Source organism: Xanthomonas sp. NCPPB 3959, assembly GCF_056675575.1.
Genome location: NZ_JBWWVR010000003.1, coordinates 34,812 through 56,085, shown reverse-complemented (window position 1 = coordinate 56,085; position 21,274 = coordinate 34,812). Strand labels below are relative to the sequence as shown.

The 21,274-nt window shown below is 66.3% G+C and carries 13 protein-coding genes; 5 read left to right on the top strand and 8 right to left on the bottom strand.

Translation table 11 applies throughout. The features are described 5' to 3' along the window. Nucleotides 1-99: 99 nt before the first annotated feature. From AC1KVG_RS04755 to AC1KVG_RS04735, 5 genes are read right to left on the bottom strand one after another with little or no spacing between them, the layout of a single operon-like run. The gene (locus AC1KVG_RS04755; protein ID WP_481093659.1) at nt 100-1,278 is read right to left on the bottom strand and encodes an SGNH/GDSL hydrolase family protein; all 1,179 of its coding nucleotides are present in this window, start codon (nt 1,276-1,278) and stop codon (nt 100-102) included. Between the two features lie 20 nt (nt 1,279-1,298). Further along, nucleotides 1,299-2,051: an SDR family NAD(P)-dependent oxidoreductase gene (locus AC1KVG_RS04750; RefSeq protein ID WP_055819023.1), complete on the bottom strand. Its 753-nt coding sequence runs from the start codon at nt 2,049-2,051 to the stop codon at nt 1,299-1,301. Nucleotides 2,052-2,101: 50 nt separating this feature from the next. Then, the gene (locus AC1KVG_RS04745; RefSeq protein ID WP_481093658.1) at nt 2,102-3,409 is read right to left on the bottom strand and encodes an MFS transporter; all 1,308 of its coding nucleotides are present in this window, start codon (nt 3,407-3,409) and stop codon (nt 2,102-2,104) included. Further along, nucleotides 3,406-5,649, bottom strand: coding sequence for an oligoalginate lyase (locus AC1KVG_RS04740; protein ID WP_481093657.1), 2,244 nt, complete (start codon nt 5,647-5,649; stop codon nt 3,406-3,408). Before AC1KVG_RS04740 ends, AC1KVG_RS04745 begins: the two co-directional genes overlap by 4 nt. Further along, a complete protein-coding gene (locus AC1KVG_RS04735; protein WP_481093656.1) occupies nt 5,646-7,838 on the bottom strand; it encodes a polysaccharide lyase 6 family protein in 2,193 nt (730 codons plus the stop codon). Before AC1KVG_RS04735 ends, AC1KVG_RS04740 begins: the two co-directional genes overlap by 4 nt. 313 nt (nt 7,839-8,151) lie before the next feature. Between AC1KVG_RS04735 and AC1KVG_RS04730 the strand changes: the two genes are divergently transcribed. Then, a complete protein-coding gene (locus AC1KVG_RS04730; protein WP_481093655.1) occupies nt 8,152-10,983 on the top strand; it encodes a TonB-dependent receptor in 2,832 nt (943 codons plus the stop codon). An 84-nt stretch (nt 10,984-11,067) separates the two neighbouring features. Then, nucleotides 11,068-11,811, top strand: coding sequence for a FadR/GntR family transcriptional regulator (locus AC1KVG_RS04725; protein ID WP_481093654.1), 744 nt, complete (start codon nt 11,068-11,070; stop codon nt 11,809-11,811). A 260-nt stretch (nt 11,812-12,071) separates the two neighbouring features. Here AC1KVG_RS04725 and AC1KVG_RS04720 read toward each other — a convergent pair whose 3' ends face one another. The 3 genes from AC1KVG_RS04720 to AC1KVG_RS04710 are packed head-to-tail and all read right to left on the bottom strand — an operon-like array spanning nt 12,072 to nt 16,005. Beyond that, the gene (locus tag AC1KVG_RS04720; RefSeq protein WP_481093653.1) at nt 12,072-14,369 is read right to left on the bottom strand and encodes a xanthine dehydrogenase family protein molybdopterin-binding subunit; all 2,298 of its coding nucleotides are present in this window, start codon (nt 14,367-14,369) and stop codon (nt 12,072-12,074) included. Then, nucleotides 14,366-15,454, bottom strand: a complete 1,089-nt coding sequence (locus AC1KVG_RS04715; RefSeq protein ID WP_481093652.1) for an FAD binding domain-containing protein — start codon at nt 15,452-15,454, stop codon at nt 14,366-14,368. The genes AC1KVG_RS04720 and AC1KVG_RS04715 overlap by 4 nt, the downstream gene beginning before the upstream one ends. Next, nucleotides 15,427-16,005 (bottom strand): (2Fe-2S)-binding protein, encoded by a 579-nt coding sequence (locus tag AC1KVG_RS04710; RefSeq protein WP_481093651.1) that lies wholly within the window; start codon nt 16,003-16,005, stop codon nt 15,427-15,429. The genes AC1KVG_RS04715 and AC1KVG_RS04710 overlap by 28 nt, the downstream gene beginning before the upstream one ends. A 435-nt stretch (nt 16,006-16,440) precedes the next feature. Here AC1KVG_RS04710 and AC1KVG_RS04705 point away from each other — a divergent pair, with 435 nt between their 5' ends. The 3 genes from AC1KVG_RS04705 (at nt 16,441) to AC1KVG_RS04695 (ending at nt 21,150) form a co-directional block, all read left to right on the top strand. Further along, nucleotides 16,441-16,965, top strand: a complete 525-nt coding sequence (locus AC1KVG_RS04705) for an RNA polymerase sigma factor (protein WP_023903059.1) — start codon at nt 16,441-16,443, stop codon at nt 16,963-16,965. Beyond that, complete coding sequence (locus AC1KVG_RS04700) at nt 16,962-18,047, top strand: FecR family protein (protein WP_481093650.1); 1,086 nt, start codon at nt 16,962-16,964, stop codon at nt 18,045-18,047. Before AC1KVG_RS04705 ends, AC1KVG_RS04700 begins: the two co-directional genes overlap by 4 nt. Before the next feature lie 196 nt (nt 18,048-18,243). Beyond that, nucleotides 18,244-21,150, top strand: coding sequence for a TonB-dependent receptor (locus AC1KVG_RS04695; RefSeq protein WP_043889011.1), 2,907 nt, complete (start codon nt 18,244-18,246; stop codon nt 21,148-21,150). The last annotated feature ends 124 nt before the right edge of the window (nt 21,151-21,274 follow it).

The window sequence follows — 21,274 nt, the reverse complement described above, 5'->3', positions numbered from 1 at the left end:
CGGTTCGCCAGCTGGTGCGCCACGCTTTGCACGGTACCTCTCCGCATCACCGTGGCAGCCCGCTTGGCGCATGCGCGCCACTGCGTGGCGACCGGATGCTCAGCGTGTCTTGCAGAACAACGACAGGTCCACCGACGCGGCCATGCGTTGATATCCGGCATCGTTGGGATGCAGGAAATCGCGGGTCAGGGTGGCGGGTAGCCACTCAGGCCTGGCGGGGTCGCGCAGCGCGGCGTCGAAGTCGATCACCGCATCGAATGCCTGCCCATCGCGGATGAAACCGTTGAGCGTCTGGCGTGTGGCCGCCGCCACCGGCTCGTAGCGATCGGAGTTGCCGAACGGCGTGAGCGTGGCGCCGATCACGGCGATGCCATGTTGCTGCAGCCGGGTCACGATCTGGCGATACCCCAGCACCATGTCGGCGGCATTGCGGCCGGCAATCGCATCCGGCGGACCGCTGTGGCGAATGTCGTTGATGCCTTCGAACAGGATCACCTGGTCCACTCCGGGCAGCGCCAGCACGTCGCGGTCCAGCCGCGCCAGCGCGCTGGGGCTGCGGCCATCGTCGAGCAGCTTGTTGCCGCTGATGCCGGCATTGAGCACCACCACGCTGCCGGGACAACGCTGCTCCAACCGCCTGGCCAACAGGGCCGGCCAATCGGCATTGGCGCCGCGCGTGGCAGTGGCGCCTTCGGTGATCGAATCGCCCAGCGCCACCACCACGGTCTGGCGGGGATGCGGCGGTTGGACGTAAAGGGCGGAGATGACGTTCTGGCGATACGCCAACGCCTTGCTGTCCGGCACCTCGGCCTGGCCCTTGACCACCCGCAATGCGGTGCGGCGTACCGCCGGACGCGCCAGCGTGGGGAAATACAGGCTGACCGCCACCTCGCCCAATGCCGGTGCGCGCAGCGGCACCGGGTCGCTGAGCAGCACGCCACCGGGCGGCAGGGTCACGCTGGCGCGGCCATCGAAGCGCAGCGGTTGCGCGTCCCCGGCGCCGCCGAGCAGGCGCGCGGTGCCCGCACCGATCGTCAGCGGTGCGGTGCCCAGCTCGTTGCTGATGCGCACGCGCAAGGCCACCGCCGCACTGCCCAGGCGCATGTCCTGGCGCACCGTTTCATCGGCGAATTGCAGCGGCGTGTCGGCGCCGCCGTCGAGCCGGTCCGGCGTCGCCGAGGCGATCCAGGCCGGCACCCAGCGTGGTGCCGGGTGCGCAGTGGCCGGGCCCGCCAGCAAGACGCCCAGTGTCGCAGTCATCATCCATCGCCAGGCCATGCGCAAGACTCCGTTGTCGATCAGGAAAAGAACACGCCGCCGTTGACGTCCAGGTTGGCGCCATTGATGAAGCTGGCCGCATCCGATGCCAGGTACAACGCCGCATCGGCGGCTTCGTCCGGGCGGCCTTCGCGCCGTAGCGGGGTGGCATTGGCGACGAAGGCCCGCACTTCCGGCTTGGTGAAGTCGTCGTGGAAGCGGGTGGAGATCATGCCGCAGCACAGTGCATTGACGCGGATGCCGCGCGGGCCCAGTTCCTTGGCCATCGCGCGCGAGAACGTCATCACCGCCGCCTTGGCGGTGGCGTAGATGGCTGCGCCCGGCCCGCCGCCATCGCGCCCGGCAAGCGAGGCGAAATTGACGATCGCGCCGCCCTCGCGCATATGCGGCGCCACTGCCTGGGTGGTCAGGTAGACCGATTTGAGGTTGAGGTCCATCACCTGATGGAAGAAGGCCTCGTCGATGTCGGCCAGTGGCTTGCGTGCCAGCATGCCGCCGGCCACGTTGATCAGCACATCGATGTGCTGGCCGAAGGCGGTGCGGGTGGCGGTCAGCAGGCCGGCCACGGCGGTGGCATCGGTGACGTCGGCGCGGTGCAGGATGCCCTGGCCGCCGGCGGCCTGCAGCTGCGCCAGCGTGTCGCGCGCGCTGGCGTCGTCGTTGGCGTAGTTGATGCAGACCTTGGCGCCGGCCGCAGCCAGCTTGAGCGAGATGGCGCGGCCGATATCGCGGCCACCGCCGGTGACGATGGCGACCTTGTCGTGGAAGTGCATGCGGGTGTGTCCTGTTGGTGTGGGGAAAGCGGAGAAGGCAGCGGGCACGGTCAGGTGCCCGGTGCGTCGAGTCGGTGGATGCGGCCGGTGACCAGCCACAGCGCGGCCAGCGAGGCCGGCACCAGCGCGGCGACCAGGATGAACATCGGTGCGTACGAGGTCGCGGTCATCACCGGGACCAGCCAGGTGGTGATCAAGGTGCCGGCCACTGCGGCCATGCCGCCGATCCCGGCCAGCGAGCCGACCGATTTGCCGGCGAACAGATCGCCCGGCAGGGTCTGGATATTGCCGATGGCGATCTGGAAGCCGAACAGCACCGCGGCAATCGTCAGCACCGCCATGCGCGGGTCGGCCGCCTGCACGGCGCCCAGCAGCGCCGGCGCCATGATCGCCCCGCCCAGGGTGATGGTCCATTTGCGCGCGCGGTCCACGCTCCAGCCGGCCGCGATCAGGCGCCCGGACAGCCAACCGCCGCACAGGCTGCCCAGCATCGCGCCGACGAACGGCACCCAGGCGAACGCGCCGATCTGCTTGATGTCGAAGTGGAAGGTCTCGGCCAGGTAGATCGGCAGCCACGACACGAACAGCCACCAGATCGGATCCAGGAAGAACCGCGCCAGCACGATCCCCCAGCTTTGCCGGTGCGACATCAGCTGGCGCAGCGTGGGCAGGTAGGCCGGCGGCGGCGCGCTGCCGGCCTCGGGCGCATCCAGGATCAACGCACGCTCGGCCGCGTTGACCCAGGGATGCCGGTCCGGCCCGGCGCGGTAGATCACCAGCCACGGCAGCAACCAGAGCATGCCGAGCACGCCGATCAGCACGAAGGTGCCCTTCCAGCCGAACGACAGGAACAGCAGCGCGATCAGTGGCGCCGAGACGATCGCGCCGATGGAGGCGCCGGCATTGAAGATGCCCTGCGCCAACGCACGCTCGCGCGCGGGAAACCATTCCGCATTGGCCTTGACCGCGCCCGGCCAGGCGCCGGCTTCGCTGATGCCCAGCAGTGCGCGCACCACCGAGAACGCCGTGATGGAGTGCGTGACCGCATGCAGCGCGATGGAGAGCGACCACACCGCGATGGACAGGGCAAAGCCGAGCCGGGTGCCGATGATGTCGAACAGCCGCCCGAACACGAACTGCCCGGCGGCATAGAACAGCATGAAGATGGTGACCAGCAGCGCATAGTCTTCCTTGGTGGCGCCGATATCGCGCGAGATCGCCGGCCACATCACTGCCAACGCATTGCGGTCGATGTAGTTGATCACCGTGGCCACCGCGATCAGCGCCACGATCAGCCAGCGCACCGCCGAGCGCTTGCCCGCAGGGCCGGTGCGGGTGGAAGTGGCGGCGGTGCTCATTGCGCACCTGCGGCGCGATCGAAGCGCGCGTAGCCGCCGCGCCAGCTGTAGCGCTGACCGGCCGCCTGCACCTGGTGGGCGCGTTGCGCATCGGCATCGTCGGCCACCGCCAGCGCGATGCGCTTGCCGCCGACCAGGGTGAGCACGATCACCTCGGCATCGTCGCCGCGCACGCGCTCGATGGCGCGGATGCGGCTGTTGGCCCCATGCACGTATTCGGCGGTGCCGTTGTATTCGCCATGCGGTTCCAGCACGCCGAAGAAGCTGACGTTCGCCTGCCCATCGACGCGTTGGATCAGCGCCGGTTCGCGGCGCAGGTTGAAGTTCGGGTCGTTGGCGCCGCTCTCCACCAGCAACGCACGCGCAGGCGCGCTGCTGCCGAAGCGGTAGCTGTAGAAACGGCCGGCGAGCAGCCAGCTCAGGCTGCGCGTGTCGGTGCTCGCATCGCTGGAGGCATCCACCCACAGATGCTGATAGCCGTTGGCCTTGCCCAGTACCGGGCGTTGCGTCAGTGCGCGCTCTGCGGTGAAGCCGACCTGCATGATCTGCCCGTTGAAGTGCAGCGGCAGGTCGTAACGTGCCGGAGCGCTGGCGTTGACGCGCAGCAGGTCGACCACCACCGGCAGGCGCAGCTCCGGGTGCGACAGCAACGCCTGGGTACGGGTGAATGTGACTCCGTCGTAGGCCTGCTGCATGCGCGCCGACACGATCTGGGTGTCGGCATCGCTGGCGAACAGCAGCTGCGTCGGCGCGTGTTGCTCGCCCACTTTCCAGTCGCCGTTGAAGTGGCTGGTCTCGTTCACCACTAGCGTGTTGTGCGCAACGGTCTGCTTGGCCCAGCTGGTGTTCTCCGGCAGATAGATGCCGCCGGCCTTGGCTTCCACATTCAAGAAGCGCGCCGCGCCGTAGTCGGTGACCACGCGCTGGCCGTTGTCGTAGAACAGCCAGTTCAACTTGTCGAAATGGCCGTGGCCCATGCCTTGCGAGGTGTTCTTCATCACCAGTGTCTGGCCGTCGTCGCCGCCGCTGCGCAGGATCGCCAGTGCGCCCTGGTCGCCCTGCGCGCCATCGCGCAGCAACACGCTGCCGAAGGCGAACGGTTGGGCGCGGTCCTGCGCGAGCGCGGTGGCCACGGCCAGGCCTTCGGGCGTCAGCAGCACGCGGCGCTGGCGTTGTGCGATGGACAGCAGCTGCGCATCGTGGGTCTGCGCGTAGGCGATGCCGATGCCGGCCACCAGTTCTTCGGTATCCAGGCCCTTGTCGAGGATGGCGTCGTTGATCGGGAAGAAATAGCCGCCGTAGCTGCTCTGCACCAGGCTGTCCACGGCTTTGAGCAGCACGCCGTCGCGGCGCTGGAAGATGCGCTGCTGCGGCTGGTTGCGTTCGATCGCGTTGGCGAACAGCACGAACGGCGCCAACGCATAGCGTTGGTAATACGGGCCTTCGGCGTAATAGCCGTCCGGCGAGAACAGCTGGTCCACCTGTGCCAGGAAGCCGGCCTTGCCATCGCGCTTGCTGCCGCGCAGTGCCTTGTCCACCAACGCCTGATCGCGCAGCACATAGCCGGTCATGCCGACCGCGGCCACCGCCCAGGTGGCGTGGTTGTGGATCTTGTCGAAGTTGTCGGCGCTTTCGTCGCACAGGAAGTGCGCCATGCGCGCGAACACATCGCGGTCGATGGTGGCGCGGTCCTGCGCGCTGAGCGTGTCGCGGATGGCGTCGTAGCCCTGGCTTGCGTAGACCAGCCACACCGAGTCGTTCAAGGACTGCCAGAACAGCCGCCCCGGCACCTGGCCGCGCCCGGCGGGGTGTGCGCCCAGCGTGGGATACAGGCGTGCGTAAGCCAGCAGCACGTCGCGCGCGTAGTCGGCGTAGGCGCGATCGCCGGTGAGGCGGTACAACGCGCCGGCGGCCTGGATGGCCTGGTAGTTGCGTTTGTGCTGCTCGTGGCTGGCGCCGCCGCCGGGATCCTTGGGCACCGGCACGTCCACGCCGGCCCGCATCGCTGCGCGCACGCTTGCTTCTGCGCGTGCCTGTTCGCGGGCGAATACCGGCAGTTTGGCGCCATCGCTGGCCATGTCGCGCCATTGCTGGGCGCTCACCAGCACCGGCGCGGCATCGGTCGCGCGCTGTTGCGGCTGCGCCGCTTGCTCGGCCGCAGGTGACGGGGCGGCGACGCAGGGCAGGGCGCTGCCGGCGCCGACCAGGACCAGCAGCAACAGGCGGGTGGAACGGGTCATAGCAGGGGCTCCGCTGCGTCGGCGCGCAACGCCGGGGTGCCGACGAACTGGTTGCCGCTGGCGATGAGATGGGGCGTGCCGGTGGTGCGCTGCGCCAGGATCGCGGCGCTGTCGACGAAGCGGTTGTTGCGCAGCGCAATGCGCTGTACGCCGTGCAGGCGCAGCGACGCACCCGCAGCGTGGCCGACCTGCGCAAAGTGCGAGTCGCTCACCTGCAGCACCGGGCCGAAGGTGCTTTCGTCGCGGCCGCCGCGATACAGGTCCAGCACCGGCCCGGCGACGCGGTGGAACTGCGACTGCCGCACCGTCACCTGTTCGACGTTGTAGGTGCCACGGTCGTCGGTCTCGGCGTGCGCGGACAGCACCCGGCCGGAGACGTCTTCGACCAGCAGCCGGTCCAGCAGGATGTGGTCGGCCAGGCTGCCCTTGCCGAGTGCGATCACATCGAAGCCGGGTTGTGCGTCCAGATGATGCATATGCGTGTCGCGCAGCGTGAGCTGGTACTGCGCCACGGCGGTGCCGGGCATCGTGCGGATGACCGCGTTGCCCGGCTGCGCGGGCGCGGCGCGGCCATCGATCTCGAGCCGGGCCAGGCTGAGCGAGCCGCCGGGTGCGATCTGGAACAGTGCCGGTTGCGAAAAGCGGATCCGTGCGCGGCCGCGTGGCGGGCCTTCCAAGGTCAGTGGGCGGTCCACGTCGAGAATGTCATCGACCTGGTAGCGCCCAGCGTCCAGTTGCAGGCGATCGCCGGGGCCGGCCTGCGCCACGGCGTCGGTCAGGCTGGCCGGGCCGGGTCGCACGCGCGTGCGGCGGCCGCTGTCGGTCACCGCTTGCGGCGCCTGCTTGGGGTACCAGCTCACGCCCACCTGCGCGCGCGCGATGTAGCTCAGCGCCGGGTCTGCGCCGACGCCGTTGGCGTTGTCGGCGACCAGCAAGCCGGTGCTGGCGCGGGTCATCGTCACCTGGCGGCTGTTGACGCCGCCGGGCAGGCGGGTGGATGCCAGCGGGCTTTGCAGGTTGCTGGCAAAGGCAATGCCGGAGAGATCGCCCAGCACGCGCACCGGGTCGGACGCGGCCACGATCAGGTTGCCGGCAAAGCGGCTGTTGATCGGTGCGGCGGTGCGTTCGGCATCCATGCCGGCGCCGAAGAACAGCTGATTGACGCTGACGAAGGTGTTGCGCTCGATGCGCGCCTGGTCCACCTGCACGTAGCGGTTGGCGGGCGAGTTGGGCACCCCGTACATGATGCTCAGTGCCGACGAATAGCCATCGCCGGCCAGGTTTTCCAGATAGTTGTGGCGCACGGTCTGCTTGCGGTTGATCACGCGGATGCCGCCGGTGTCGGCCTTGCCATCGCCGAAGAACACATTGCGCTCGACCAGGTTGCCATCGCCATGCCGCAGCACCAGCGCGCCGCGCGATTGCTTGAATACATTGCCACGGTAGGTGTTGCCGCCGGACTTGTTGGAGACCACCTCCACCTCGCCGTCGCAGCCTTCGAACCAGTTGTTGTCCACCACCGAGTTGGAGGCGCTGTCGGCATCGCTGCTGGTGCCGATGCGTAGCGTCTCGCCGCCATTGGCGCCCAGGTTGGGGCGTGGCCCGAACCAGTTGTGGTCGATGCGATGGCGGTTGTCCAGGCCCTGGGTGGCGTCGCGCACCACCACCAGGGTGGGGCCGGCATTGGTCTTGCCGACCAGCTGGTTGTGATCGAAGCGGTTGTCGCTGTCGTACAGCGCCACCCAGTTGTCCGAATCGCTGCGGGTGGGCTTGCTGAAGCCGTCCACCACCACCCCGGTGATGCGGCTGTGGCGCGCGCGTTCCTTGCTGGAAATGCGGTACGACAGCACCGCATCGCCCGGGCTATGGCCGTCGCGGAACACCAGGTTGGACACCACCAGGTAGGTGCCGGCCATGCGCAGGTCGGAGGTGCCGCTGATGATCACCTTGCCGGGCGTCTGCGCGGTGAGGGTGATCGGCTGCTCGGCGGTGCCTTGCCCGCGCAGCACGATGGCGAAATCCCGCCACTGCCCATCGGCCAGCACGATGCGATCGCCGGCACGTAGTGCGGCCGCCGCCACGGCGTACTCGCTCTGGTCGTGCACCAGGTACTCGGTGGCCTTGGCCGAGCCGATCCAGGCGGGCGCACACAGCAGCAACAGGCAGGCAAGGGAGACGGGGGATCGCATCGGGATGCTCCTGGACGCTGGCGCGTCGGTGATGGCCGAGGGTAACAGTGCAGGCTGGATCGTAAACCAAAATCGTAGTCCAGTTGCTCGCTATTGAAACGGGTGGAACGCCGGATGTCATGCTGCGTGCGCACAAAATATCTAGCGAAATTGGCCTAATCAGGTGGCTCGTTAGGTAAATCGAGGAAATGATTGACTTGGAGTTTATCCGCGTGGAATCTCCGCATTGCTCGATTTCGGGCGTCCTTTGGGAGGAGGAATTGTGCGGTATTTAGAAATAGTCCAATCATCTATACCAATTAGCCGTAACGTCTTGGCTCAGGCGCTGCTGGGCGCCCTTGCACTGGCGAGTGCACAAGCGGCCGCCCAGCAGACCGATGCTGCCCAGGCGCCGCCGCAGCAAGCACCCACCACGCTGGACCAGGTCAAGGTCACCGGCATCCGCAGCTCGATCCAGTCGTCCATCGACAGCAAGCGCGAGCAGACGGTGGTGGCCGACGTGCTGTCGGCCGAGGACATCGGCGATCTGCCGGCGCTGTCGATCGGCGAGGCGATCGAGACCATCACCGGTGCGGCCACGCACCGCGAAAAGGGCGGCGCCTCGGAGATTTCCATCCGTGGCCTGGGGCCGTTCCTGGGCTCGGCCACCTTCAACGGGCGCGAGGCCAGCAACGGCAGCGGCGACCGCTCGGTGAACTTCAACCAGTTCCCCTCCGAACTCATCAACACCGTGGCGATCTACAAGACCCAGCGCGCCGACTTCGTCGAAGGCGGCATCGCCGGCACGGTCAACATGCAGACCGTGCGGCCGCTGGAATTCGGCAAGCGCCGCGTGCAACTGGACGGGCGCGCGACATATGCCGATGGCGACAGCAAGTTGCGCGACGCCGATGGCGTGGGTTGGCGCGGCACCGTCAGCTACCTGGACCAGTTCGATCTGCGCGGGGCCGGCAAACTCGGGGTCTCGCTCGGCCTGCAGCGGCTGGAGGGCACCAACCCGGAAGAAGTGATGAGCAGCAGCTCCACCTGGACGGCCTGCAACGCCAATGAGGTGGTGGGCGCCAGCCGCAACTGCACCGCCGTGACCCCGGCCCAAGTGCAGGCCGGCACGCCGTATTACCTGGCACCCGGCAGCCGCGTATACCGCCAGATCAGCGAACACGATCAACGCGACGCGGCCTTCGCCGCGCTGCAATGGCGGCCCTTCGACGGCCTGGATGTGGCACTGGATTACCAGGACTCGCAGCGCACCGTGACCGAAGACCGCGCCGAGCTCAATTTCTCCGAGACCTTGCGCAACCTCAACAACCGCCAGGTGGGCAACAACGGCGCCTTGCTCGGCCACACCGGCAGCAGCACGGTGGAGTCCTCCACCGACTACAAGGTGCGCGACGAGCAGTATCGCGGTGGCGGGCTACGCGTGGAATGGCGCCCGAACGCGGCCTGGATGCTGTCCACCGACCTGTCGTATTCGCGCACCGAGCGCAGCGAGATCGACCGCCTGATGCGGCTGCGCTCCAACGCCACCGACATCAACGGCAACCGCGTGCCCGGGATCAACGGGCAACGCGTGGACTACACCTATACCTACGCCGGCGATGTGCCGGGGATCGTCGTCGATCCCGCGTTCGACCTGAACAACCCGGACAATTTCAGCGCGGCCGCGCGCGCGCGCCGCGACGAGTTGCGCCGCGAGCACACCATCCGGGCCTGGCGTTTCGATGGCGCCTTCACCCCGGAAAGCGGGCTGCTCACCTCCATCAAGGGCGGCGTGCGCCTGTCCGAGGCGACCTACCGCGACCTGGACGACCGCGTCGAGCGCAATGTCACCGATGCGGCCACGATCCGCGCCGCCAACCTGGCCTGCCGGCAACCGTTTCCGCAGGAGGATTTTCTCTCCAGCGCCAGCGGCAACACCATCCAGCAGTGGGCCACCTTCGACAGTCGCTGTCTGTTCAGCGCCATCACCGGCGTGGACGACACCGGCCGCAACGCCGACCCGCGCGGCACCGCCGACGCCGACGTGGAAGAAAAGACCCGCGCGCTGTACGTGATGGGCGAGTTCGCCAGCACGCTGTTCGGGCTGCCGCTGGATGGCAACCTGGGCGTGCGCTGGGTGCGCACCGACGTGAGCTCGGTGGGGTTGCGCGGCGAACTGGACGTGGTCGACAACCCCGACGGCACCATCCAGCTGGTGGAAACCGGGCGCTTCGCCGCGCAGACGGTGCGCGCGTCCAACCGCGTGTTCCTGCCCAGCTTCAACGCCAACATCGGCCTCACCGACCAGACCCAGCTGCGCGTCGGCCTGTACCGGGCCATGGCGCGTCCGGATCTGGTGGCACTGTCTGCCGGGCGGACCTTCATCCTGGAACCGGGGGCCGAATTCAATACCGTCGGCGAGGCGATCGGCAGCATCACCGCCACCGGCAACCCGCGCACGCAGCCGCTGCTGTCGTCCAATGCGGACGTGTCGCTGGAGTGGTATCCCAATGCCGACTCCCTGCTCAGTGCTGCGCTGTACTACAAGCAGTTCACCGGTGGCGCGGTGCCCACGGTGGTGGACGAGCGCTTCGTCATCGACGGCACGTCGGTGGTGGTGCCGGTGGTGCAGGACGTCACCACCCGGCAAAAAAGCGATCTCACCGGGCTGGAGCTGACCGGCACCCACCGCTTCTCCTACCTGCCGGCGCCGTTCGACGGCCTGGGCGTCAAGCTGAGCTACAACTACGCCGATTCCAACTACAAGACCCAGGATCTGCGCCTGGGCGACCAGGTCGATCCGGCGACCGGCCTGGTGAGCAGCGGCATCGTCGCGCCGGCCAATATCTTCGGCCTGTCGCGGCACGTGTTTTCCGGCCAGCTGTATTACGCCATCGGCGCGGTCGACCTGCAGGCCATCTACAAGTACCGCTCCGAGTATTTCCAGAAGTTCGTCGGCGCCCCGGCGCAGAACCGCTACGTGCGCGACAGCGGCACCCTGGACCTGCGCGCCAGCTACCGCTTCAATGCGCAGCTGTCGGTGTCGCTGGAGGCGTCCAACCTGACCAACGAGCCGCGCATCTCCGACATGCCGGTGCCCGGCAGCTTCCGTGAGTACAACACTTACGGGCGACGCTATTATTTGGGGGTGCGCTACCGGTTCTAATGTCGCTTACCGGCACGGCTTCCGCCGCGCCACCTTTCTGGCACCCGCGTGCCGGGCCGATCACCTTGAGGGTTTGAGTCGCCGATGTCCGAAAACCGCCTGTACCACTCCGTTGCCGCCAAGATCCGCGCACTGATCGACACGGGTGAATTCCCGGTCGGCTCGCGCCTGCCAGGCGAGCGCGAGTTGGCCGAGCGCTTCGGCGTCAGCCGCGTGACCGTGCGCGAGGCCGAGATCGCGCTGGAGGCGCAGGGCCGCATCGTGATCAAGATCGGCTCGGGCGTGTACGTCAAGCCACGCCTGGCCTCGGACGAGGGCGCGTTGCCGGATGTCAGCGCGTTCGAGCTGACCGCCGCGCGCGCGGTGATCGAGGCGGAGGCGGCCGCATTGGCGGCCAGCCACATCACCAATGCGGAGCTGGACGAACTGCGCGGCATGATCGAGGCGCTGTCGGCGCCGGGGCTCAGCGATGCGGCCGCTGCCGAATACGACCGTGCATTCCACCTGGCGATCGCGCGCATCAGCGGCAACCCGGTGGTGGCGCATTGCGTGCAGTTGATCTGGCGCATGCGCAACGAATTGCCGCGCGTGCGCGAGGTGTACGCGCGGGTCTGCCACGACGACGGCGCCACCCGCGTGGACGAGCACACCGCCATCCTGCAGGCACTGCAGCAACGCGACCCGGTAGCGGCACGCACGGCCATGCGCAACCACTTCCAGCGCCTGTTCGAATCCATGCTGGAAGCGACCGAAAGCGATGCACTGGCGGAAATCCGTCGACGCACCCAGCAGGACCGTGCGCACTTCATGGCGGCAACGCGCACCTGAGTGCATGTGATGGTTTGTTGGACGCGCTGCGTCCACCGCCAGCGGCACTTTCGTGCCGCTGACGCTTGATCCTCCGAAAGACACGTACTCCAATAAGCTAGACGCGCCGTCTGCCCTGGTTCGGCACCACCGACACGCAGCTGATCTGATTGTTGTGCCAGCGGTCGCTGCGGACGCTGCAGCGACAACACGCTGCAGGCGCGCCCACCCATCAGGCAGATCGCTCTGCCTGATGGGCGTGGGTACCTGCAGTGCAGGCCTCAGTCCGCCATCACCTTGTCTGGCGTCATCGGGGTGCTGCGGATGCGCTTGCCGGTGGCATGGAAGATCGCATTGCAGATCGCCGCCGACACGCCGACCAGGCCGATTTCGCCCACGCCCTTCGCGCCCAGGCTGCTGACAATGCGGTCGTCCTCGTCGGCGAAGATCACATCGATGTCATGGATGTCGGCATTGGCAGAGACGTGATACATCGCAAAATCGTGATTCATGAAACGGCCGAAACGGTGATCGGACTGGGTGTGCTCGTGCAATGCCTGGCCGATGCCCCAGACCACGCCGCCGACGATCTGGCTGCGCGCGGTGATCGGGTTGAGGATGCGCCCGGCCGCAATCGCGCTGACCACGCGGGTCACCCGCACCGTGCCCAGCTCTTCGTCCACGCGCACCTCCACGAACACCGCGCCATGGGTGGCGCGGGTGTAGTTGCGTTGCTTGAGCACATTGGGGAGCAGCAGGAACTTGTCTTCGATCTGTTCCAGCTGAGCGGCACGCAACAGCTCGGTCAAGGCGATGGTGGTACCGGCATCGGCGCGCAATGCCAGCGTGCCATCGGCGAAAACCACCTCGTCCAGCTTGGCCTTGGTAAAGCGTGAATTCGGTAACGCCTGCGCCAGCCGCAGCAGCCGCGCGCGCAGTTTCCCGCATGCACCATCCACCGCCGAACCCACGGTGGTCACATGCGACGAGCCGCCTTCGATCGGTGCGACCGGCAATGTGGAATCGCCGAGTTGGAAGGTGACCTGCTCCAGCGGCAAGCCCAGCGCTTCGGCGGCGATCATCGCCATCACCGTATAGGTGCCGGTGCCGATATCGCTGGCCGCGCTGCTCACCACCAGCCGCCCATCGGCATGCAACACCGCGTGCGCGCGCGCAAACATCTGCATCGCATCCCATTGGCCGGTGGCCATACCCCAGCCGACCCATTCATTGCCTTCCTTGCGCGCGCGCGGCTGCAAAGGGCGCTGCGCCCAACCGAAGCGTTCGGCACCTTGCTGGTAGCACGCGCGCAGTGCCTTGCTGGAAAAAGGCTTGTCGTCGGCCGGATTGACCTCAGCGTAATTCTTCAGGCGCAGCGCCAGCGGATCCATGCCGAGCTTATAGGACAACTCGTCCATCGCCACTTCCAGTGCATGCACGCCGTGTGCGGCGCCGGGTGCACGCATGTCCATCGGGCTGAACTGATCCAGGCTCACCAGGTTGTAGCCCAGATGCACGTTGTCGCAGGCATACAACTGCCCACTCCAATTGACCACCACCTCGACGTAATCCTCGATGCGTGAGGTTTCGGCAATGGCTTCGTGCCAGATCGCACGCAAGGTGCCGTCACGGTCTGCACCGAGCTTGAGCCGCTGCAATGTCTCCGGGCGATGGCCGAAGGTGAACATCTGTTGCCGCGTCAGCACCACGCGCACCGAGCGGTCCAGCAGGATCGAAGCCATCACCGCAAGCGGCAATTGATACTGCGGGCGCAGCCCGGAGCCGAAGGCACCGCCCACGTAGGGATTGCGCACGGTGACCTTGCGCTTGCTCAAACCGAACACATGCGAGACATACCAACGGCTGTTCTGCGAGCCCTGGGTCTTGTCGTAAATGGTGAAGTGGCCATCGTCCTCGCGGATCACGGTGGAGGCGAACAACTCCATCGGATTATGGTGCTCCACGCCGCTGTAATAGTCGGCCTGGACCTGCACGGCGGCATTGACGAACGCGGTCTCCGGCTGACCCTTGTCCTTGGGCGGCGGCGAGAAACCGGCCTTCATGGCCTTGGGTTTGTGCGCACGGTCCAGATTGGTCATCAGGTTGGTTTCGTGCGGGTCCTGCAGCAGCTCCACTTCCACCAGATGCGCCGCGTGGCGCGCGGCTTCGAAGGTGTCGGCAACCACTAATGCGATCGGCTGGCCGCTGTACAGGATCTTGTTGTCGTACAAGGGGCGGAACGGCGAGCCGGCAGGTGCGGTCATGTCCTTGTAGAACAGGTCCATGCCGCGCATATGCGGGCGGTTTTCATGGGTGACGATCTCCAGCACGCCGGGCACTGCACGCGCGGCGGCGAGATGGAAGGCGACGATCTCGCCCTTGGCAATGCTGCTGTTGACCACCACGCCATAGGCCAGATCCGGCACCGGCCATTCGGCGGCATAGCGCGCCTGGCCGGTGACCTTGGCACGCCCGTCGATGCGGGTGACACCGGTGCCGGTGGGGCGATAGCCGGTGCCGCTGTCGGCAACCGGTGGGGTCAGGTCGCTGTTGGATAGATCGGTGCTGCGTGCGTTCATGGCGATTCCTCCAGCGCGCTGGTTCGCCCGCGGTTGTCGATGGTGCCCTCGCGGGCGACGTCCAATGCACGCACGATCGCGCGGCGGGCCAGCGGCAGTTTGAAGGCGTTTTCGCCTTGGGATTGCGCGCCTTGCAGCAACGCGTCGGCCAGGCTGCCGAAACTCTCAGCCGTGGCCGGCTTGCCCACCAGCTGTGCTTCGGCCTCGGGATTGCGCCAGGGCTTGTGCGCCACGCCGCCCAGTGCAACGCGCACCTCGCGGATGCTGCCGTCCTCTGCCAATTCCAGCGCTGCGGCCACCGAGACCAGCGCGAAGGCATACGACAGGCGCTCGCGAATTTTCAGATAGGCACTGTGCGCGGCGAAGCGCTGCGCATCGGGCAGATCGATATGCACGATCAGCTCGTCCGGCGCCAGGGTGCTGTCCAGCTCCGGGTGATCGCCCGGCAAACGATGGAACTGCGCAAAGGGAATATCGCGTTCGCCATTGGGGCCTTGCACATGCACGACTGCATCCAGCGCCGCCAATGCCGTGCACATATCCGAGGGATGCGTGGCGATGCAGTGCGCACTGGCGCCCAGGATGGCGTGATATTTGGTCAGCCCGCCGATGGCCGAGCATCCCGTGCCTGGCTCGCGTTTGTTGCACGGCGTGGCATGGTCGTAGAAGTACACGCAGCGCGTGCGCTGCAACAGGTTGCCGCCATTGCTGGCCATATTGCGGATCTGCGGCGAGGCACCGGCCAGAATCGCGGCGCTCAGCAAGGGGTAGCGTGTTTCCACCTCCGGGTGATAAGCGGTGTCGGCATTGCGCGCAAGCGCGCCCAAGCGCAGTCCGCCATCAGGCTGCGTGCTGATGCTGTCCAGCGGCAGCCGGTTGATATCGACCAGGCGGCTGGGCCGCATCACTTGCAGCTTCATCAGATCGGTGAGATTGGTGCCGCCGGCGATCAGACGCACGGGGGCTTCGGCAGGCACCGGCTGTGGGTCGTTGCCGCGCACTGCAAGTGCAGTGAGCGCCGCATCGACGTTGTCCGGGCGCGTGTAGGTAAGCGGAATCATGCCGGCACCGTCCCTGGCGTCCACGGTGTGGTGGCGCTCTCGCTGCTGTTGCTGGGTTTGCCCAGCACTTCCATCACCGCATCGGTGATCTGCGGATAAGCACCGCAACGGCAGAGATTGCCGCTCATCAATTCGCGCACTTGATCGCGGTCGTGCGCCTGGCCTTCGTTGATCAGGCCGACAGCCGAACACAATTGCCCAGGCGTGCAATAGCCGCACTGGAAGGCATCGTTTTCGATGAATGCGCGCTGCAACGGATGCAGTTGTTCGCCATCGGCCAGGCCCTCGACCGTGGTGATGTCGGCCCCGTCCTGCATGACCGCAAGCGTGAGGCAGCTATTGATGCGGCGACCATCCACCAGCACGGTGCACGCGCCGCACTGGCCGTGGTCGCAGCCTTTTTTGGTGCCGGTGAGATCGAGCCGGTCGCGCAGCAGGTCGAGCAGGCTCACCCAGGCTTCGAGCTGTAATTGGTAGGGCTGACCGTTGATGCGCAGGTTGACCGGGTAGGTCGGCGCAGCAGTGGTAGCGGTGGCCGGCGCCAGATGAGTGGCAGTGGCGGGCGTGGCATTCATGCGGACCCCGTGGCGATGGCTGAGAGGAGGGCCATCACCTTGATGCCTGTGCGGTCAAGGTGTGGTGTAGGGACGTGATGCATCTTTCACGTGTGTGTGACGTCGGAACACTCGCATGCGTGCCGCGCATGACGCCGCTTGTGTGGATGACAGGCGTGGTTGGAGCTGCGTTGCACATCGGCGCGTCAACCGAGCAAGCGACATCGCGAGCAAGAGCTGCGTTGAGCGAGCGCGACGATGATGGTGGCCGCCAGCGTGGTTACACCGTTGATGTCGCCCGTAGCAGCGCTCGGCCATGATGTGCATCAGCGCATCAGACCATGCGCATGACCATCGGCGATGCATGCGCAGGCGCAATGGCGCCTGCTGCGCGTCATCGTCGTGTCACCTGCATTGGCCAGGCTAGCCGGCCCAGCGCAAGGGGAGCGCACACTCATGAAAGCCAACGCCGCCCGCGCGTGGACGCAGGTGTTCACCCAGCATGGATCGGTGCTGCGTGGCTTTTTCGTGCGCCGTGGTGCCAAAGAAGAGGCGGAGGATCTGGTGCAGGAGACCTATCTACGCCTGTTGCGTGCGCATCAGGATCAGGGTGAGGCGATCGCTAATCCCGAGGCCTATCTGTACACGGTGGCGCTGAACTTGGCGCGCGAGCAGGCCGTGCGACGTAAACAGGCGCCGCTGCGCATCGAAGAGATGGAGCAGTTTTCGCAGGTGTTGGCCGCAGGCGACGATGTGGAAGACGCCGCGCACCGGCAACAGCGGCAACAACGCTTGCAGGCCTTGCTGGCGACATTGCCGGAGCGCACCTGCGCGGTACTGGTGATGCAGTACCGCGATGGGCTGAGCTACAAGCAGATCGCCGAGCGCATGGGGGTGTCTGCGCATATGGTCAAGAAACATGTGGTACGTGGGTTGTCGGCGTGCAGACGCGCAGTGGCCGACAGCGGAGAAAGCTGGTGAGCAAATCTGCATTGCCAAGCCGCAGCGCTGTCGCTGAGGCCGCGCATTGGCATGCGCTGCAACGCATGCAGGCGCTGGATGCGGGGCAACAGGCCGGCTTTCTGCAATGGCTGACGGCATCGCCGCTGCATGTGCGCGAATACATGGCCGTGCTGCGCGTGTCTGGCGAACTGGGCGATGCGTTGCGCGGCATGGAACTGGACGTGGATGCTCTGCTCGACGCCGACCGGCGCAAGAGCACTGATGCAGTAGCACGTAACGTGATCGCGCTGCCGTTGCCGCCACGATTGACGTCGCAACATGCGGCCCAGCCGCGCCGATCCGCAGCCCAACGCAATGCGCGCGTACGCCGCTGGAGCATGGGGCTTGCCGCAGCACTCTGCGGTGTGGCAGTGCTGACCGGCTGGGCCTGGCCGCGCACGCAAACCTACGCCACCGTGCACGGCGAGCAGCGCAGCGTGCAGTTGGCCGATCGCAGCGTGGTGCATCTGAATGCGCAAAGCAGCGTGCGCGCCACCATGACGCCGTGGAGCCGTCACCTGCAGCTGTTGCGCGGCCAGGCCAGCTTTGTGGTCGCACCGGACCGGCGCCCCTTGCAAGTGCACGCAGGCCATCTGCGTGTGGAGGATATCGGCACCACCTTCGACATTGCCTTGTATCAGCGTCAGGCACGTATCGAGGTGGCCGAGGGCCGTGTACACGTGTGGCACGAACAGCGCGCTGGGCAACCGATGCTCGCCAATCTGGGGGCAGGGCAGAGCGCGCGTATCGACGATGCGACTGGCCGGATCGAACTCGCCAGCGAAGAGGTAGCCACGATGCATGCCTGGCGGCAGCGCCGCATCGTGTTCCGCGACGCACCGCTAGCCACGGTGGCCGAAGACTTCAATCGGCTCAATCGCACGCGCTTGTTGATCGACGACGCTGCCGCCGGTGCGTTGCGGCTCACCGGCAATCTGCGCGGCGACGATATCGCCTCGCTGCGCGCCTTCCTTGATGGCCAGCCAAACCTGCGCGTGGTCAGTGCGCCGGGAATTCTGCGTGTGCGCAGCCGGCCTGCGCAGGACACGCTTACGCGATAGCCGTGGTGCCAAGTGACGTATCGATGCGTGCATCGCCTGCGCGCGCTCAGCGTTCGCTCCTCCAGCACGTGTCACAGAAAATTCATCAAAAAACGGTGCCCGATCCTCGCTGTCGATCCTCGTAGTCCGGGTACAACGCAGCATCCCGCCTCGCGTGAGGTGCTGCGCATTGCTTCCTCCCCTACTGGATTCCACGATGCGCCGTACGTTGTTTCTTTCGATCGCTCTCGCCTTGCATGCCGGCACTGCCGGCGCCCAGGCGGCACCTGCCACCATCGCGGTCGATGCGATTCCTGCCCAGCCACTGGCACGCGCGCTCAATGCGCTGTCGCGTCAGACCGGGCTGCAGTTTGTCTATGCCGCAGGTGTGGCCGGCAACCCGCAGACCCGCGCCACCGCTGCCGGCATTGCACCGGAGCAGGCCTTGCAGCAATTGCTCGATGGCACCGGCCTGCGTTACCGCTATCTCAATGCGACCACGGTGACGATCGAAACCGCCGAGCCAGCGCCCGGCCTGCCGCAGGCGATTCCTGCAACCGCGGCAGTCGCAACGAACGCAACGGCGCCAATGCCGCGCGCAGACGCACCGGTGCAGGAGCTGGACAGCATCCAGGTGCTCGGCAGTTACGCCGGCAGCCTCAGCGCCGCACTGCGGCAGAAGCGTTATGCCGACAGCGTGGTGGATGTGATCGCTGCCGAAGACATCGGCAAGCTGCCGGCGCAGAACGTGGCCGAAGCGCTGCAGCGCGTGCCCGGCGTGTCGATCGTGCGCGATCGCGGCGAAGGGGTGTACGTGCGTGTGCGCGGCCTGGGCCCGAACTTCCAGGTCACCACGCTCAACGGCCAGACCATGGCGGTCAACGAAAACGTGCGCACTTCTGGCCAAACCGGGCGGCAGTTCCGTTACGACACATTGCCGGCCGAACTGGTGTCCGGCCTGGATGTGATCAAGAGTCCCACCGCCGATCTGGACGAAGGTGCGATTGGCGGCATCATCAACGTACGCACGTTCCGCCCGTTGGAACTGGGCAAGACGCTGACCAATGTGTCGCTGGAATCGAGTCAGGCCCAGCGCACCCAGGCCAACGATCCGCGCGCCTCCGGGCTGTTCAATTGGGTCAACGCCGAAGGCACTTTCGGCATGTTGATTTCCGGCGCGTATGCGCAACGCACGCTGCGCCAGGACCGCGTCAACGAGGTGAGCTGGGACTATTACCGCAACGGCGTGCCGGGTGTGCCCGGCGCCAATTACGTGCCCACCGGTCTGCGCCCGACGCTGGAGCTGGAAGAGCGCGAACGCACCGGTGTGGCTGCCTCGCTGCAGTGGAAGCCGAGCGCACAATGGGAAACCAACCTGGATCTGCTCTATGCCAAGCAGACCGTGCATTACGACGAGTACAGCATGGGCGTGGGCTTCGACAGCCTGGCCAAGCTAAGCAATCTGCGCGTGGAAAACGGCGGCATTACCGGCTTCGATTATCGCAACGGCCAGGTGCAGATCTCGCGCGAAACTTCCGGCATCACCGACGACAATCGCAGTGCGCGCCTGTCCAGCACCTGGAGCGGCGACCGTTGGACGCTGGGCGCGGTGGCATTCCACTCGCAGGCGCACAGCTACGACTCCGATCCGATCCGGCGCACCCGTCTGCGCAGCGGTACCAACCTGTCGATGCGCGTGGACATGCCGCAAGCCGACGGCGACAACGTGCCCGATTGGAGCTTCACCAACGGCTTCGATCCAACCAACCCGGCCACCGTGGCAGGGCGCCGGCTGGAATGGCGCGAGATCGACGCACGCGACAAGGAAGACGCACTGCAGTTCGATGCCAAGCGTGCGCTCGACGGCAGCTTCTTCCGCGACTTCAAGGTGGGCGCCAAGTATCGCCAGCGCTCGCGCACTTACGACCGTGCCGATCTGCTGCTCAACAGCATCGCCGGCGTGCGTTTTCCAGGCAGCAATTTCACCGCATTGCCGGTGAGCGACATGCTGGCCGATGCCAACGGCAACCTGCCGCGGCAATGGCTGGCGCCGATCGAATCCACGTTCTGGGGCAATTGGCCGACCAGCGCCGATCTGAGCAATACGCCCAATAGCGCCGACCTGCAGAATTCCTATGAGGTGCAGGAAAAGATCGCCTCGGCCTACGCGATGACCAACTTCGGCACCGAACTGGCCGGCCGCGAGCTGCGCGGCAATCTCGGTGCGCGCGTGGTGCGCACCGAACAGGCCACCGATGGTCATGCCGACGTCAACGGCAGCGCGCAACCGGTGCACTTCGAGCGCAGCTACACCAATGTGCTGCCCTCGTTCAATGCAGCCTGGGACGTGCGCGAGGACATGGTGCTGCGCAGCTCCGCTGCCAAGGTGATCACGCGCCCGGACCTCACCGATCTGTCGTCCAAGCTCACCTTCAATTCCAGTGGCGAACGCTTCACCGCCAGTGGTGGCAATCCTGCGTTGCAGCCATTCGAGGCATGGCAGTACGACCTGACCTTCGAGTGGTACATCGATGGCACCTCGGCCCTGACCGGCGGGTTGTTCTACAAGGATATTTCCAGCTTCATCCAGACCCAGATGTCCAACCTGGTCTACGAAGGCCAGACCTATCTGCTGTCGTCCAAGACCAACGGCAGCAAGGCGATGGTGCAGGGCGCGGAAGTGGCGTACCAGCAGGTCTTCACCGGCCTGCCGTCGCCGCTGGATGGCCTGGGCATGCAGCTCAATTACACCTGGACCGACAGCAAGGCCACCTATCACGACGGCGCCAGCAGCTTCACCGACAGCCTGGAAGGCGTGGCCAAGAACACCTACAACGCCGTGCTGTTCTACGAGAAGGGGCCGTTGATGGCGCGCGTCAGCTACAGCTGGAGCGACGACATTCTCAACGCGGTGGGCACCGCCAATGTGGCCACGCTCAACAGCGACCAGTTCGGTAGCCTCGATGCCAATGTCGCCTACAAGGTCAACGACACGCTGTCGGTATTCGTCAACGCGATCAACCTCACCGGCGAAGTGCAGCGCCAGTTCGTTGGCGATCACTTGTTCGGCGGCTATACCGACTACGGCCGCACCTGGTCGGTGGGGATGCGCGCGCGTTTTTGAGATTGGCCGGGACCGGCTGGCGAGCAGTCGTCAGCTGGCTGCGGACGGTGCGCTTGTGGTCCGAGCGTAGGAGCGGTGCATGCCGCTCCTGCATCGGCCACGCCCACCTGACAGCTGCGCAGTT

Excerpts from the sequence above, each read along its gene's own strand:
- AC1KVG_RS04755 (WP_481093659.1), bottom strand. The coding sequence starts at position 1,278 with ATGGCCTGGCGATGGATGATGACTGCGACACTGGGCGTCTTGCTGGCG.
- AC1KVG_RS04750 (WP_055819023.1), bottom strand. The coding sequence starts at position 2,051 with ATGCACTTCCACGACAAGGTCGCCATCGTCACCGGCGGTGGCCGCGAT.
- AC1KVG_RS04745 (WP_481093658.1), bottom strand. The coding sequence starts at position 3,409 with ATGAGCACCGCCGCCACTTCCACCCGCACCGGCCCTGCGGGCAAGCGC.
- AC1KVG_RS04740 (WP_481093657.1), bottom strand. The coding sequence starts at position 5,649 with ATGACCCGTTCCACCCGCCTGTTGCTGCTGGTCCTGGTCGGCGCCGGC.
- AC1KVG_RS04735 (WP_481093656.1), bottom strand. The coding sequence starts at position 7,838 with ATGCGATCCCCCGTCTCCCTTGCCTGCCTGTTGCTGCTGTGTGCGCCC.
- AC1KVG_RS04725 (WP_481093654.1), top strand. The coding sequence starts at position 11,068 with ATGTCCGAAAACCGCCTGTACCACTCCGTTGCCGCCAAGATCCGCGCA.
- AC1KVG_RS04720 (WP_481093653.1), bottom strand. The coding sequence starts at position 14,369 with ATGAACGCACGCAGCACCGATCTATCCAACAGCGACCTGACCCCACCG.
- AC1KVG_RS04710 (WP_481093651.1), bottom strand. The coding sequence starts at position 16,005 with ATGAATGCCACGCCCGCCACTGCCACTCATCTGGCGCCGGCCACCGCT.
- AC1KVG_RS04705 (WP_023903059.1), top strand. The coding sequence starts at position 16,441 with ATGAAAGCCAACGCCGCCCGCGCGTGGACGCAGGTGTTCACCCAGCAT.
- AC1KVG_RS04695 (WP_043889011.1), top strand. The coding sequence starts at position 18,244 with ATGCGCCGTACGTTGTTTCTTTCGATCGCTCTCGCCTTGCATGCCGGC.